Annotated in this window: 13 protein-coding genes; 7 read left to right on the top strand and 6 right to left on the bottom strand. The window is 70.6% G+C overall.

The window, feature by feature from the left end:
* Positions 1–52 precede the first annotated feature (52 nt).
* Positions 53–1,666 (bottom strand): PTS sugar transporter, encoded by a 1,614-nt coding sequence (locus ID810_RS01830; RefSeq protein WP_166856376.1) that lies wholly within the window; start codon positions 1,664–1,666, stop codon positions 53–55.
* A gap of 395 nt (positions 1,667–2,061) precedes the next feature.
* Here ID810_RS01830 and ID810_RS01825 point away from each other — a divergent pair, with 395 nt between their 5' ends.
* Positions 2,062–3,120: a 1,4-dihydroxy-2-naphthoyl-CoA synthase gene (locus tag ID810_RS01825; RefSeq protein ID WP_166856378.1), complete on the top strand. Its 1,059-nt coding sequence runs from the start codon at positions 2,062–2,064 to the stop codon at positions 3,118–3,120.
* A 452-nt stretch (positions 3,121–3,572) separates the two neighbouring features.
* Positions 3,573–4,184 (top strand): YagU family protein, encoded by a 612-nt coding sequence (locus ID810_RS01820; protein WP_166856380.1) that lies wholly within the window; start codon positions 3,573–3,575, stop codon positions 4,182–4,184.
* 70 nt (positions 4,185–4,254) lie between these two features.
* On the opposite strand, the gene ID810_RS01815 is transcribed toward ID810_RS01820, so the two are convergent.
* Complete coding sequence (locus ID810_RS01815; protein WP_235931604.1) at positions 4,255–5,220, bottom strand: 1,4-dihydroxy-2-naphthoate polyprenyltransferase; 966 nt, start codon at positions 5,218–5,220, stop codon at positions 4,255–4,257.
* A gap of 113 nt (positions 5,221–5,333) precedes the next feature.
* Positions 5,334–6,575, bottom strand: coding sequence for an AMP-binding enzyme (locus ID810_RS01810; protein ID WP_166856382.1), 1,242 nt, complete (start codon positions 6,573–6,575; stop codon positions 5,334–5,336).
* Between the two features lie 90 nt (positions 6,576–6,665).
* Between ID810_RS01810 and ID810_RS01805 the strand changes: the two genes are divergently transcribed.
* On the top strand, positions 6,666–7,061 hold the full coding sequence (locus ID810_RS01805; RefSeq protein WP_166856384.1) for a PLDc N-terminal domain-containing protein: 396 nt from the start codon (positions 6,666–6,668) through the stop codon (positions 7,059–7,061).
* 54 nt (positions 7,062–7,115) lie between these two features.
* Here the strand turns inward: ID810_RS01805 and ID810_RS01800 are convergent, their stop codons facing one another.
* Positions 7,116–7,856: a hypothetical protein gene (locus ID810_RS01800; RefSeq protein WP_166856387.1), complete on the bottom strand. Its 741-nt coding sequence runs from the start codon at positions 7,854–7,856 to the stop codon at positions 7,116–7,118.
* Complete coding sequence (locus ID810_RS01795; protein WP_235931602.1) at positions 7,853–8,560, bottom strand: histidine phosphatase family protein; 708 nt, start codon at positions 8,558–8,560, stop codon at positions 7,853–7,855. Before ID810_RS01795 ends, ID810_RS01800 begins: the two co-directional genes overlap by 4 nt.
* A gap of 127 nt (positions 8,561–8,687) precedes the next feature.
* Between ID810_RS01795 and ID810_RS01790 the strand changes: the two genes are divergently transcribed.
* From ID810_RS01790 to ID810_RS01775, 4 genes are all read left to right on the top strand, one after another.
* Entirely contained in the window at positions 8,688–9,653 is a 966-nt protein-coding gene (locus tag ID810_RS01790) for a DapH/DapD/GlmU-related protein (RefSeq protein WP_166856389.1), read from the top strand.
* 220 nt (positions 9,654–9,873) lie between these two features.
* Positions 9,874–10,530 carry a succinate dehydrogenase cytochrome b subunit gene (locus tag ID810_RS01785; RefSeq protein ID WP_166856503.1) on the top strand — a complete coding sequence of 219 codons (657 nt, stop codon included), beginning with the start codon at positions 9,874–9,876 and terminating at the stop codon, positions 10,528–10,530.
* Entirely contained in the window at positions 10,527–12,482 is a 1,956-nt protein-coding gene (locus tag ID810_RS01780; protein WP_166856391.1) for a fumarate reductase/succinate dehydrogenase flavoprotein subunit, read from the top strand. Before ID810_RS01785 ends, ID810_RS01780 begins: the two co-directional genes overlap by 4 nt.
* A complete protein-coding gene (locus ID810_RS01775; RefSeq protein WP_166856393.1) occupies positions 12,479–13,234 on the top strand; it encodes a succinate dehydrogenase/fumarate reductase iron-sulfur subunit in 756 nt (251 codons plus the stop codon). Before ID810_RS01780 ends, ID810_RS01775 begins: the two co-directional genes overlap by 4 nt.
* A 19-nt stretch (positions 13,235–13,253) precedes the next feature.
* Here ID810_RS01775 and ID810_RS01770 read toward each other — a convergent pair whose 3' ends face one another.
* Positions 13,254–14,633, bottom strand: a complete 1,380-nt coding sequence (locus ID810_RS01770) for a citrate synthase (protein WP_166856395.1) — start codon at positions 14,631–14,633, stop codon at positions 13,254–13,256.
* Positions 14,634–14,656: the final 23 nt, after the last annotated feature.

Below are 14,656 nucleotides of genomic sequence, written 5' to 3'. Positions count from 1 at the left end.
GTACTCGAAAACGGTCCCCTTCAACGATCGGGGCCGACGTTGAATATTGATGTCAAACGGTTGTGAGACTGATTTTTCGCATGGCGTAGATGTTGATGAGGTATGTCAAAACGAAAGCCAGAACCAATGAGGTCAGCATGGAGACCACCATTCCTGCGGCATTGGTCGCGATGAACGGCGCCATGACTGCGGGCAAGTATGCGGTTGCCTCCACGCCGGCTATGCCCACCACAGCGCCTCCCGCAGCGGCCGCTCCCACCGCAGCGGCAAAGACACGCTTGTCACCGAACATGAAGGGGTATGACGCCTCGACAAACGTACCGAAGAAGAAGTTCACCGTGGCACCTGCGCCAGCGAGGGCGCGTTCACCACTCGTGCGCGGTTTGACCACGTTGGCCAGAGTGATACCTAAACTCACCATCACCAGAGCGACCATGTCGATCGCACCGAAGAAGCTGTGCCCCTTCTCCCCCATTTCGAGTAGCACCAGAGGCAGAATGACCGAGTGATATACACCGCCAATGATGGCGAACCACATGGCAGCGCCGGCCAGTGCCCCCGCCAGAATCGGGCTGAATTCGAGAGCCGTCTCAATACCGGTCTTCACTCCGTCTCCGAGCCAACTGGTGACTGGGGCGAGCAGGTAGTAGACGAGCAGCCCCGGCAGCAGCGCGGAGAGCGCGCCGGTGACGATATTCGCTGTCGTCGCCGGGAAACGATGCGACAACGTCCAGCGGATGAGCCAGGCCGCAATGAGTCCTGCCAAGATCCCGGCAACCAGTCCGCCGAGTAGGCCACCCTTGGCCGCCAAGACACCGGTGACGGCGCCCGCCACCAGTCCCACCTCGTTGAGAGCCGAGATCTCACGAGCGGCCACTGCAGCGACTACGATCGGCAAGCCGGCTATGAGGACGTCAAAGACCTCAGTCAGTCCGTACAGCCCCGGAATCTTACTGGCCGCCAGGACCAGAGCAAGCGCAATGAAGGCCGGGATGCTTCCCACCATGATGCCGCGGATAGAGATGCGGCGCCATGCCATCTCGCCCGCCGCTTCTTCACGGCTCGAGTTGGAGTTGGAACCACCCAGGACAGGCTTGTATTTGATCCCCCAGTGTCGGGCCAGCCCCGAGACGTATGCCACGGCACGGGTCGTCGAGGTGGTGCCCGTGGTACCCGATGAGGCAACCATGTTGACCCCGAGTTGCTGAGCTCGTGCGACCGAGGTTCCGCCAGTGCCTGCGGCGGGGATGCGGCGTTCCGCCGCCGCGGCAACCGCATCTGAATTCGTGTCGGTGGGGTCCGCGCTCATGAGGATCAGCCCATCGATCTCTCCAGCACGTATCCTGCGCGCAATCTCCTGATCCGCCTTGCGCGCCGCGTTATTGACCTCGGCCAATGGCCCACTGGTGACCACCACCGGCTCGCCTTCGACCAATGACCACAGTTCCGCCGGAACGGAGTCGGACACCCCATCCATTGAGGTGTGCGCCGACACGAACTGCACCTCCGTCAGTGACATGCCGGCCGCCCCCAGTTGTCGGCGCACATCTGCAATGAGCTTCTGAGGGTCGTTGCCGCCGTGGCTGCGCAAGTTCCCACCACTGCTGCCCAACACAGCGACGCTCTTCGTCGCCGTGCCTCGCTGCACGACACGTTCATCATTCATAATCGTTCCTTCTTGTCAGTCGGATCTTCATTGACTCTGCCGACCGAGAACCAGCGTGATCGCGAGCGACGATCGCACGTCGCCGCCCCCCAAAGATATACATGTATCGTCCGGAACGTCAAGGCTCTCCCCGGAAGACGGTTCACACACCCACGGCCCATACTTCCACCCGGTCTTTGCCCGCGTTTCAACCAGGCCCCGGCCGACAGTCAGGCTCACACACAACCCCACCCGGACGCCATCCAACCCGCTCAGCTTTACAAACATCTATATGTTTAGCCTGACGTCGGCGGTTGGCGGACGCCACCCACAGCCCACCGATTATCAGCACCCGATGACCACCCGCTCGCAACGCGGCTCTCGTCCGTAGTCCGCGTAGCCCCTACCCTGTGCGCATGAGCGCCTCCTCTCCCAACGCACCGTCGCCCCACCCGCTGCCGCAGCGGGTCTCGGAGGTCTTCGACCCCCTCCGCTGGCGCGACGTCGTCGGCTTCGCCAACCGCGGCGACGGCCCGGGCGCGCTCACCGACGTCACCTACCACCGTGGCTGTGAGCGCGATGCCGACGGCGTGTGGCTGCGCGACCTGCCGGTGGTGCGCGTGGCCCTCGACCGGCCCGAGCTGCGCAACGCCTTCCGCCCGCACACCGTGGACGAGCTCTACCGGGTGCTCGACCACGCCCGGATGAGCGGGGACGTCGGCGCCGTCATCCTCACCGGCAACGGCCCCTCCCCCAAGGATGGCGGATGGGGGTTCTGTTCCGGCGGGGACCAGCGCATCCGGGGACGCGACGGCTACCACTACGAGACGCTCGAGGCGGGCAGCCAGGCCGACCGTGCGCAGGCCGGCTCGCATGACGAGGAGGTCTCGGCCCGCCAGTCGCGCGTCGACGCCGCCCGAGCCGGGCGCCTACACATCCTGGAAGTCCAGCGGCTCATCCGCACCATGCCGAAGGTCGTCATCGCGGTTGTCTCCGGCTGGGCCGCCGGCGGCGGGCACTCCCTCAACGTCGTGTGCGACCTGTCGCTCGCCTCGCTCGAGCACGCGCGCTTCAAGCAGACGGACGCCAACGTCGGCTCCTTCGACGCCGGCTACGGCTCCGCCCTGCTGGCCCGGCAGGTGGGCGACAAGCGCGCCCGGGAGATCTTCTTCCTGGCGCGCACCTACGGCGCCAAGCAGGCCGAGCGCTGGGGCGTGGTCAATGAGGCCGTGCCGCACGCCGAGCTCGAGGAGCGGGCCCTGGAGTACGCGGCCACGGTGGCCTCGAAGTCCCCGCAGGCGATCCGTATGCTCAAGCTCGCCTTCAACCTGGCCGACGACGGCATGGCGGGCCAGCAGGTCTTCGCCGGGGAGGCGACGCGCCTGGCGTACATGACGGACGAGGCGGTTGAGGGCCGCGACGCCTTCCTCCAGCGCCGCGAGCCCGACTGGTCGCCCTACCCGTACTACTTCTGACCCACCCGCCCCGGCCTCGAACTCCTCGGTTTGCTCTCGAGACGGCGATTCACTGTACGTTCGAGAGCAAAGCGAGGAGCTCGGCGGGGTGTTGCGTCAAGTCCCGGGACCCGGAGACGCCAGTGGTCTCCGGCAGGCTCGGCCGCCGGGCGTTCACCTGCCCGGACAAGGTCCCAGACGAGATCGTCGTGTCCGCGGCAGCCGCGACGCTCGTCCTTCAGATCTTCCAGGACCGGTCGCACGCGGCGGCCGCCTCAGCCCGGGTGCCGGCCCCCAAGAACGCGACCAGGGGCCACGCCAGGACGCATGACGTACGTTTGACAGAACTCACGCCGAGAGCTCTTTCCCCGCCCGTCACACCATGAAAGGGTTCAAGGGACCCGACGCGTGCCGCATCCGCAGCACCGTCCCCTCACCAGCACCCGCGCTGGTCCCCCGCCCGGAGGTTCCTCGTGCCCGCTTGGCTCACCACGCTCCTCGGCTCCACTGAGCCCTCACGCCGCCGTCTCAAGGCCGCCGTCATCGTCGGCATCATCGGCGGTTTCTTCTCCGCGATCGTCAAGTTCGGCTGGGAGGTCCCCTTCCCGCCGCGCACACCCGAGCGCCAGATCACCAACCCGCCCCAGGCCATGCTCGAGTGGTTCGGCATGAGCCACGACCAGTCGCACGCCACGGTGTCCTTCTCCCACACCGAGCTGCCGATCATGTCCTTCATCGTCCACTTCAGCTTCGCGATCGTCTTCGCGCTCATCTACTGCGTGGGCGCCGAGTACTTCCCGAGGATCAAGATGTGGCAGGGCGCCGTCTTCGGCATCGCCGTCTACGTCTTCGCGCACGTCATCTTCATGCCGCTGCTGGGCTGGGCCCCCAACCCCTTCCCGTGGGCCGACGTCGCCCTCGAGGGCGTCAACCAGTACGGCCCGCAGAGCTGGTCCGAGCACTTCTCCGAGTTCTGGGGACACATCATCTGGCTGTGGTCCATCGAGATCGTGCGCCGTGACATCCGCAACCGCATCACCCACGAGCCCGACGCCGAGGTCCCGCTGGCCGCGGCCACCCGCTGAGCCCTCGCACCAGCGCACAGGCGCCCGCCCTCACAAGGGGCGGGCGCCGTCGTTTCGGAAGGGGCCGCCCTCAGAAGGCTCCGACGAGCCCGAGCGCGATGACGACCCCGTAGACCAGCTCGTAGAACCCGGCGTTGCGCAGCACCGGGATGAGGTCGCGGCCAGTGGCGCCGACGACGACGGGCCCCACCACCCGGTGGGCCGCCCAGGACAGGATGATCAGCGGCACGAGCAGGACGAGCGCCGCAACGCCCAGCGAGACCTCGTCCCAGCCGCCGCGCGCCAGCAGGGCCCAGGCCACCGCGCCCACCCCCAGCGCCACCGGCAGGTACACCATCGCCACGAAGACGCTCCGCGCCCGCGCATCACCCAGGCGCACGGCGAGCGTCCGCTTGCCGTGGGCCGGGTCGGTGTCGATGTCGCGCAGGTTGTTGACCATGAGCAGGGAGCAGGCGATGAGCCCGATGCCGCAGGCCGCCACCCACACCCAGCCGGGCACCGAACCGCCCTGGATGTACGCGGTGCCGCAGGTGGCCATGAGGCCGAAGAAGACGAAGACGAAGACCTCCCCCAGCCCCGCGTAGCCGTAGGGACGCGGCCCGCCCGTGTAGAACCAGGCGGCGGCCACGGCCGCGACGCCGGCGAGAATGAGCCACCACTGCTGGGTTAGCAGGACGACGACGAGCCCCAGCAGCGCGGCGACGCCGAAGCACCCGAAGGCCGCACGTTTGACGCTCGACGGCTTGACCAGCCCGCTGGCGGTGAGGCGGGGCGGACCGGTGCGCTCGTCGTCGGTGCCGCGCACGCCGTCGGAGTAGTCGTTGGCGAGGTTGCTGCCGATCTGCAGGGCCAGGGCGACGCCCGCCGCAAGCAGGGTGCGCGGCAGGGAGAAGGAGCCCAGGGCCACCGCGGCCCCTGCGCCGAGGATGACCGGGGCGACGGCGGCGGGCAGGGTGCGCAGACGCACCACCTCCGCCCAGCTCGTCGCGCCGGGCTGGCCCGGGACGCGGGCGGCGGGGTCTGCGGGCTGGGTCACGGCGTTCCTCTCCTCGGCGTGGCTGGCCGGAGCCTAACAAGGCGGGCACGCTGGGTGGGCGCTCACAGGCGGCCGGCGCTCACGGGGCGGCGGGGCGGGCCCACGGGCCGCGCTCACGGTCGGCCCTGCGCGAGCGCCCGTGCCGCCAGCCGGGCGACCTCACGCCGGTCCGTCTTGCCGGGTCCCCTCGCGGGCAGGGCGTCGACGACGACGACCTCCTTGGGCGCGTGGGCCCCGTCGAGACGCTCACGGGCGGCGTCGCGCAGGGCTTCGGCCGCCAGTCCCTGCCCGTCCCGGGCGACGATGACGGCGACGATGGCGCTGCCCCACTGCTCGTCGGGCACGCCGACGACGCAGGCCTGGGCCACGCCCGGCAGGCGCGTCATCACTTCCTCGACCTCGCGCGGCTCGACCTTGACGCCGCCGGTGACGATGACGTCGTCGAGGCGCCCGAGGACGGCGAGGCGCCCACCCGTCAGGCGGCCACGGTCGGCCGTGAGGACCGCGTGCGGCGCCCCAGCACAGGAGGGACGGAAGGAGGTGGTGGCGTCGGCCGGGGCGTGGAGGTAGCCCTCGGCGAGCACGGGGCCGGTGAGGACCACGCGGCCCACGCCGTCGGCGTCGGGATTCTCGATGCGCACGCCCACGCCGTCGAGCGCGACGCCGTCGTAGACGCAGCCGCCGCCGGTCTCACTCATCCCGTAGGTGGTGACCACTGGGGCGCCGACGGCGCGGGCCCGGGCGAGCAGGCTCTGCTCGGTGGCGGCCCCGCCGACGAGGACGGCCGCGCAGCACGCCAGGGCGCTGCTGGCCCGGGGACTGTCGAGGCAGCGGCGCAGCTGGGTGGGCACGAGGGACAGGTACAGGCGCGCTCCGCCGTCGCCCCGCGCGCCCGCCCCCATCAGCAGGTCGGCCAGGGCCTCGGGGTCGAAGCCCGCCGAGGTGTCGAGCACGAGGGTAGGGGTGCCCGCGACGACGGAGCGCAGAAGCACCTGCAGGCCGGCGACGTGATGGGCGGGCAGAGCCAGGACCCAGCTGCCGGGTCCCCCCAGGCGGGTGTGGGTAGCACGCGCTGAGGCGAGCAGCGCCCCGGCGCTCATGGCGATGAGGCTGGCGGTGCCGGTGGTTGAGCCCGAGGTGCGCAGGACGACGTCGGCGCGCTCGGCCAGGTCGGGGCGGGCCGTGTTCTCGAGCAAAGTCACGACAGCGGCCGGGTCCTCGCCGGGGGCCACGGGCAGCAGGAGCGGCCCGGGTCGGGCGACCACCTCAGCCAGGGCCCGGCGCAGGCGGGCGACGTCGTCGGGGCGCGTGCCGCCCACGAGTGGCAGGACCTGACGGACGGGGCGGGTGGTCACCGGCCCAGCGTCGCACACGCTGTGCGCCGGGAGCGAGCGGGCGTGTCAGCCCATGAGAGGGCGGGGCCGCCGTCGGCTAGGGTGTGCGGCATGCGCCTGTTGCTCACCGTCCTCGTGATCGCCCTGACGATCTACTCGCTGCTGGACTGCGCGCGCACGCCGGACGAGAACATGCCGGCGAGGATGCCGAAGTTCCTGTGGATCATCATCATCGTCGTCATCACGGTCGTCGGACCGATCGCCTGGATCATCACGAGCCGGGTCAAGGCGGCTGAGGAGCGCGGGGGCTACGTCGAGCCGACCGTGTGGTCCTCGCGTGAGGGCACGCGCCTGCGCCGCCCCGAGCGGCCCACGCCGGTGGCGCCCGACGACGACCCCGAGTTCCTGCGCAACCTGGATCGGGACATCAGGAAGCGGCGCAAGCAGGAGGACGCGGGCAACGACGGCGACGGGGACAACGGCGACAACGGGAACAACGCCGACTGACCGCCGTGTCCCCCGGGCCCAGAACTCACCCGACGGGGACCGGTGGCTGGGGACTCAGACCTCGTAGCCGTGCGCGGCCGCGTGCAGGAACCAGTCCTGCGGCAGCCACGTGCGCCCCACCACCTGGGGGTGCTCCGGCATGTACTGCGCGGACCACAGGACGAGGATGAGCTCGGCCCACTGCGCGCGCAGCTTCCAGCGTGCCGAGCCGGCACTGTTGGCCGCCGCCATCACCACCTCACCGGTACCGGTGAGCAGCACCTCCTGCACGTCGCGGAAGGCCACCGGCATGATCCCCTCGCCGGTGCCGATGTAGATCCCGTGGGTTGAGACCGTCAGGCGCGCGTCGGCCAGGTGCCGCCAACGTTCGACGGCGTCGGCCTCCGCTGCCTTGCGGCGCTTGTTGTTGAGGTAGGCCTGCCCGCCGAAGAAGGCGGCGGTGAGTGCCAGGCCCACGGGCCCGCCGGCGAGGAAGAAGCCGCGCGAGGGGTTGTAGGTCGCGTCACCGCGCCTGTAGACGAGCATCTCGGCGTCGCAGGAGGCGAGCATGACCTCGTCGGCTGCGAAGGCTCGGCGCACCGGGTCCACCATCGGCGAGACCGGGTTGGGCCGTCGGCCCGTGCGCATGGCGCTGAGGACCCCTGCGGTGTGCCACCACACGAAGTCCTGGCCGGTCCACGGGCGTCGGGGCTCGAGACGCCCGGCCAGGGAGGTGGGGCCGGCAGGCACGAGCGCACCCCGTGGCTCCCCGCCCGGCAGCAGGGCCTCGGGCTCCTCGCCGTCGGGAGGCGTCACCTGGTGCCCTCCTCCAGGAGACTCTCCGGCAGCTTCTCCGAAGCGGCTGAGGTGCCGGGGACCATGTCCTGCGCGCGGCGCAGGAGGTCACCGGCAGGCTCCCAGTAGGCCAGGCCCGTGAGCGTGGCGCCGTCGAAGGTGAGGGAGGTCAGGGAGGCCAGCGAGCACTCGCGCCGACGCGGGTCGTGGGCAAGCGGGCGGCCCTCGAGCCACAGGCGGGTGGCCCACACGGGCAGCTGGTGGGAGACGAGCAGCACCTCGTGGCCCTCGTAGCGCGCCCGGGCCTGGCGTACGACGGCGCTGACGCGGGCGACGAGCTCGGTGTAGGGCTCACCCCAGGAGGGGCGCAGGGGATTGAGGTAGTAGCGCCAGTGCTCGGGGTGGGCCAGGACCCACCGGTTGGCGTTGACGGGCACGCCCTCGAAGTGGTTGTCCGCCTCGATGAGCCGCACGTCCGTCTGGGCCGTCAGGCCAAAGGCGGCGGCAGTGGGGGCGCCGGTCTCGACGGCGCGTTCGAGCGGGGAGGTGATGACGGCCGCGAGGTCGTGGCCGGAGGAGGACAGGACGTCGGCGACCTGGGCCGCCATCTGGTGCCCCAGTGCGGACAAGTGGTAGCCGGGCATGCGCCCGTACAGGACGCCCTCGGGGTTGTGGACCTCGCCATGCCTCATGAGATGGATCGTCGTGCGTGCCGTGCTCTCCATGACGTGATCTTCTCACGCCCGGATGGGCGCCCCGGGTGCGTCTCGAAGAACCGGAGGCGGGAAGTGCGATCCTCTCTCGTCCGGATCGGAGCCCCACGGCCCCACGACCTCCCGTATCGTGTGAGCCATGACGACACGCAGCGCCTGGGGCCTGGGCCTCGCTACCGTAACCGATGACGGCAACACCCTTGACGTCTGGTATCCCCGGCCCATTCTGGGCGACGAGCCCGAGGACGGGCACGCGGACCTGCTCGCCACCCTGTCCGCCATGGAGCGGCGCGACGAGGCCCGCGGTGTGCACACGACCGTCGTGCGCACGTGGTCGGACCTGGACGACGCCCCCCAGACGGTGGCGGGCGCCTACCTGCGCCTGCATCTGCTGTCCCACCGCCGCGTGCTGCCCGGCACCGTCAACCTCGACGGGATCGTCTCGCGCCTGGCCAACGTCGTGTGGACGAGCGAGGGGCCCTGTGCGGCCGAGGACTTCGAGACCACGCGTGCACGCCTGCGGGCCAAGCTTGGCCACCCGGTGACGGTCCGCTCGGTGGACCGCTTCCCGCGCATGCTCGACTACGTCATTCCTTCGGGTGTGCGCGTGGGCGACGCCGAGGGCGTGCGCCTGGGCGCCTACCTGTCCGAGGGCACGGTTGTCACGCAGTCCGGCCTCGTCAGCTACAACGCGGGCACCCTGGGCCGCTCCCTCATTGAGGGGCGCGTCGCCCAGGGCGTCATCATCGGTGCGGGCTCGGACATCGGCGTCGGCGCCTCGACGATGGCCGCGCCCACCGCCGGCGTGGACCGGGTGAGCCTAGGCGAGGGCTGCCTGCTGGGGGCCAGCTCGGGCCTGGGGATCCCGCTGGGGGACAACTGCGTGGTTGAGGCGGGTCTCTACCTCACCGCGGACACGCGCGTGGCGCTGCTGCCCTCGGGTGGGGTTGTCCCGGGCCAGCACGGGCAGTTCCGCCAGCCGCGCGTGGTTGAGGCGCGGGCCCTGTCGGGCGCCGCGAACGTCCTGTTCCGCCGCAACTCCCAGTCCGGCGCGGTCGAGGCCATGTCGCGCGGCGGCAAGGAGATTGCCCTCCCCACCGTCTGAGCCAGACCACCACCCCGAGACCGGGAAGGGCCACCACGGCACGGAACTCACACTGCCCACAGGAATGTGTGATCTAAGTTATAGTGGAGGACCCTGTCGAGCCTGAGGAACGCTCATGACACCGGCCTCCACACCACACGACCCACTGGGCGACGCACCAGCCCCCCGCCCGGTCCGACGCGGTGCCCGTAGGGTCCCCAACGCCGTCCTCAAACCGATCATGGCCGTGACCGGCACCCTCATGGGCGCCTTCGTCCTCATCCACATGATCGGCAACCTCAAGGCCTTTCAGGGCGCCGAGGCCTACAACGCCTACGCGGCCTGGCTGCGCGACGTCGGCTACCCGCTCGTCCCCCACGAGGGCCTCCTGTGGGCGCTGCGCGCGGTCCTCGCCGTCTGCCTGCTCCTGCACGTTGCCTGCGGCCTGCTGCTGCGGCTACGAGGCCGGCGCGCCCGGGGCGCCTTCCGCCGCCGCGGCATCAGACCCGCGGCGCTCGGCGCGAGCTCGATGACCGTCACCGGGGTCCTCCTCCTCGTCTTCGTCGCCGTCCACCTGCTCGACCTCACCATCGGCCGGCTCGTCTCCCCCGCCTCCTTCGAGGAGGCCACGCGCAGCGGCGGGCAGGTCACCGCCCACGCCTACGAGAACCTTCTCGCCTCACTCTCGCGCCCGGGTATGGCGGTCTTCTACACGCTCATCATGCTCGTCCTCGGCCTCCACCTGGCCCAAGGGCTGTGGAGCGTCGCCCACGACCTCGGCGCCACCGGCCGCCGCCTGCGCACCGTCCTCGCCGTCATCGCCGTCGCGCTCGCCCTCGCGATCGCCCTGGCCAACGGCGCCCTGCCGCTGCTCGTTCTCACAGGAGTCCTCTCATGAGTGCGCCCCCCGGCCCCGTCGACGGCCTTTACGACGTCGGAGATGACCTGGACGCGCACGTGCCCGACTGTCCGCCGGAGCAGGCCTGGCAGCGGCGCCGTGACGACTACCGGCTCGTCAGCCCCGCCAACCGGCGCAAGATGAGCGTCATCGTCGTCGGCACGGGCCTGGCCGGCTCGGGCGCCGCGGCCACCCTCGGGCGCCTGGGCTACCGCGTCGAGTGCTTCAGCCTGCACGACTCCCCGCGCCGCGCCCACTCCGTCGCCGCCCAGGGCGGGATCAACGCCGCCCGCGCCCGGCAGGTCGACGGCGACACCCTCCGCCGCTTCGTCAAGGACACGATCAAGGGCGGCGACTACCGGGCCCGTGAGGCCGACGTCGTGCGCCTCGCCGAGGAGTCCGTGCGCGTCATCGACCACATGGACGCCATCGGCGCCCCCTTCGCCCGCGAGTACGGCGGGCGGCTCGCCACCCGCTCCTTCGGCGGCGTCCAGGTCTCGCGCACGTACTACACGCGCGGCGAGACCGGCCAACAGCTTGAGATCGCCTGCGCCCAGGCCCTCCAGGAGCAGATCGCCGCCGGTCGCGTCCACATGCACACGCGCACCGAGATGCTCGACCTGGTCGTCGCCGACGGCCGCGCCCAGGGCATCGTCGTGCGCGACCTGCTCACCGGTGAGATCAGCGTCCACACGGCCCACGCCGTCGTCCTGGCCACCGGCGGCTACGGCAGCGTCTACCACTACTCGACCCTCGCCATGGCCTCGAACGCCTCGGCCACGTGGCGCGCGCACCGGCGCGGCGCCGCCTTCGCCAGCCCCTCCCTCGTGCAGTTCCACCCCACGGCCCTGCCCGTCTCCTCGCACTGGCAGTCCAAGACGACCCTCATGAGCGAGTCCCTGCGCAACGACGGCCGTATCTGGGTGCCCCTGACGCCGGGCGACCCGCGCCCCGCCAACGACATCCCCGAGGACGAGCGCGACTACTACCTCGAGCGCAAGTACCCGGCCTTCGGCAACCTCACGCCGCGCGACGTCGCCTCGCGCAACGCCCGTGAGCAGATCGAGGCCGGGCACGGCGTCGGACCGCTGAAGAACTCCGTCTACCTCGACTTCCGCGACGCGATCGCGCGCGTCGGGCGCGAGGTCATCGCCTCGCGCTACGGCAACCTCTTCACCATGTACCTCGACGCCACGGGCGAGGACCCCTACGAGGTGCCCATGCGCATCGCACCCGGCGCCCACTTCACGATGGGCGGCCTGTGGGTCGACTTCAACCACATGTCCACCATCCCCGGCCTGTTCGTGGGCGGCGAGGCCTCGAACAACTACCACGGTGCCAACCGCCTGGGGGCGAACTCGCTGCTGAGCGCCTGCGTGGACGGCTGGTTCACCCTCCCCCTGGCCGTGCCGGACTTCCTGGCGGGCCTGGTCGGGACAGTGCCGCTCGATCCCGGCGCGCCCGAGGCGCTGGCCGCCGCCGCGCAGGCCCGCGAGCGCATCGACGCCCTGCTCGCCTGCCGCGGCACGCACCGGCCCGTGTGGTTCCACCGTCGGCTCGGGGAGATCCTCTACGCCGGCTGCGGGGTCTCGCGCACCCGCCAGGGCCTCATCGACGCCCTGGCACAGGTGCGGGCTCTGCGCGAGGAGTTCTGGCGCGACGTCACCGTCATGGGCCACGACCGGCGCCTCAACCAGGAGCTGGAGAAGGCGCTGCGCGTCGCCGACTTCCTCGAGCTGGCCGAGCTCATGGTCCTCGACGCCCTCGATAGGCGCGAGTCCGCCGGCGCCCACTTCCGCGAGGAGTACCAGGCGAGCGGTGAGGCCCGTCGCGACGACGAGCACTGGTGCACCGTCTCCGCCTGGCAGATGTCCGACGGCGGCCGGCACGTACGGCGTTCGGAGCGGCTTGCGTTCTCTGTGGTCCCGATGCAGGTGAGGAGCTACCAATGAGGGTCGAGCTGGAGATCTGGCGCCAGGACGGGCCACGCGCACCGGGCCACTTCGAGTCCTACACGGTTGATGACGCCACCGCGGAGATGAGCCTGCTCGAGCTGCTCGACCGGCTCAACGACGCGCTGGTCGAGGAGGGCCGCGAGCCGGTGGTCTTCGAGTCCGATTGCCGCGAGGGCGTGTGCGGCATGTGCGGCTTCCTCGTCAACGGCCGCCCGCACGGCCCCTCGGACCGCACGCCCGCCTGCCGCCAGCACCTGCGCGCCTTCCCCGGCGTCACTCACCTGCGCCTGGAGCCGCTGCGCGCCGGCGCCTTCCCCGTCATCCGCGACCTCGTCGTCGACCGCTCGGCGCTCGATGAGCTCATCCGGGCGGGCGGGACGGTGGACGTCGCCCCGGGTACCGCCCCGGACGCCGACAGCGTGCTCCAGCCCCGCGCGCGTGCGGAAAGGGCTCTCGACTTCGCCGCCTGCATCGGCTGCGGGGCCTGCGTGGCCGCCTGCCCGAACGGCTCCGCCATGCTGTTCGCCGGCGCGAAGCTTGCGCACCTGTCCCTCATCCCGGCCGCCTCCGGCGAGCGCGCCAGGCGGGCACGCAAGATGAGCCGCGTGCTCGACGACGCCTTCGGCCCGTGCTCCCTGTACGGCGAGTGCGTGCCGACCTGCCCGGCGGGCATCCCCTTGGAGGCGATCGCACGCGTCAACCGTGAGGTGCTGCGCGCGGCCGCCGTCGGGGGACGACGCGACGACTGAGCCCGTCAGACTAAGCCAGTCAGACGCGGGTGACGCGGTCGATCTCGTGCTGTCCGGTGCGGAAGGTCGGGTACTCGTGCGTATCGTGCTCGCGGCGGTGCATGGCCACGTAGTGCCGCTCGATCTGGCCGGTGTAGACCTGGCGCGGGCGGCCGATGCGCTTGGCCGGGTCGGAGATCATCTCGCGGTACTGGGCGATCCAGCCCGGCAGGCGGCCGAGCGCGAACAGCGGGGTGAACATCGTCGTCGGGAAGCCCATCGCCTGGTAGATGAGCCCGGTGTAGAAGTCGACGTTCGGGTAGAGGTTGCGCGAGACGAAGTACTCGTCGTTGAGGGCAACCTCCTCCAGCTCCATGGCAATCTCGAGCTTGCGGTCGCCGTCGGCCGAGCCCAGGCGCGCCAGGACGTCGTGGGCCGTGGCCTTCACGAGGGCGGCGCGCGGGTCGTAGCTCTTGTAGACGCGGTGCCCGAAGCCCATGAGGCGCACCCCGTCCTCCTTGTTCTTGACCTTGCGGACGAACTCGTCGGTGGTCATGCCGTCGTTCTGGATGCGGTCGAGCATTCGCAGAACGGCCTCGTTGGCGCCGCCGTGCAGCGGTCCGGACAGGGCGCCGACGCCGGCCGCCACGGAGGCGTACATGTTGGCGTCCGAGGAGCCGACCAGGCGCACGGTGGAGGTGGAGCAGTTCTGCTCGTGGTCGGCGTGGAGGATGAGAAGCATGTCGAGGGCTCGAATGACACTCGGGTCGATGTCGAAGCTCTGGTAGGGCATGCCGAAGGTCATGTGGAGGAAGTCCTCGACGTAGCCGCGCCGCGGGTCGGGGTACATCAGTGGCAGGCCGATGGCACGCCGGGCGATGTAGGACACCATGGTCGGCACCTTGCTCAGCAGCAGCACGGTGGCGAGCTCGCGCTCGTAGGGGTCGTGCGGGTTGAGGGTGTCCTCGTAGTAGGTGGCGAGGCCGGCGATACCGGCCTGGAGGATCGCCATGGGATGCCCGGAGGAGGGGAAGGAGGTGAAGAAGGAGCGGAAGTCCTCGTGCAGGAGGCGGTGTCGGGCGATGCGCCGCTTGAAACGCTCGAAGGTCTCGGCGTCGGGCAGCTCGCCGTTGATGAGCAGGTAGGCGACCTCCGTGAAGGTGGAGGAGCGGGCGAGCTCGGCGATGGGGTACCCGCGGTAGCGCAGGATGCCGACCTCGCCGTCGATGTAGGTGATCTCCGAGGTGGTCGAGGCGGTGTTGGTGAAGCCCGGGTCCAGGGCGACCATGCCGGTGGTGCCCAGGAGCTTGGCGACCCCCAGGCCGTCGGAGCCCTCCGTGGCGTGGACGCGGGGCAGCTCGAGGGTGGTGTCCTCGATGGTGAGGAGGCCGGGGCCGTCGGCGTCGTTGAGGTCGGTCATGCTTCCTCCGGGTGAGATCGGGA

Source organism: Actinomyces respiraculi (assembly GCF_014595995.2).
Classification (GTDB): Bacteria; Actinomycetota; Actinomycetes; order Actinomycetales; family Actinomycetaceae; genus Actinomyces; species Actinomyces respiraculi.
The sequence above is the reverse complement of the archived record's forward strand: the minus strand, read 5'-3'. Positions and strand labels throughout refer to the sequence as shown.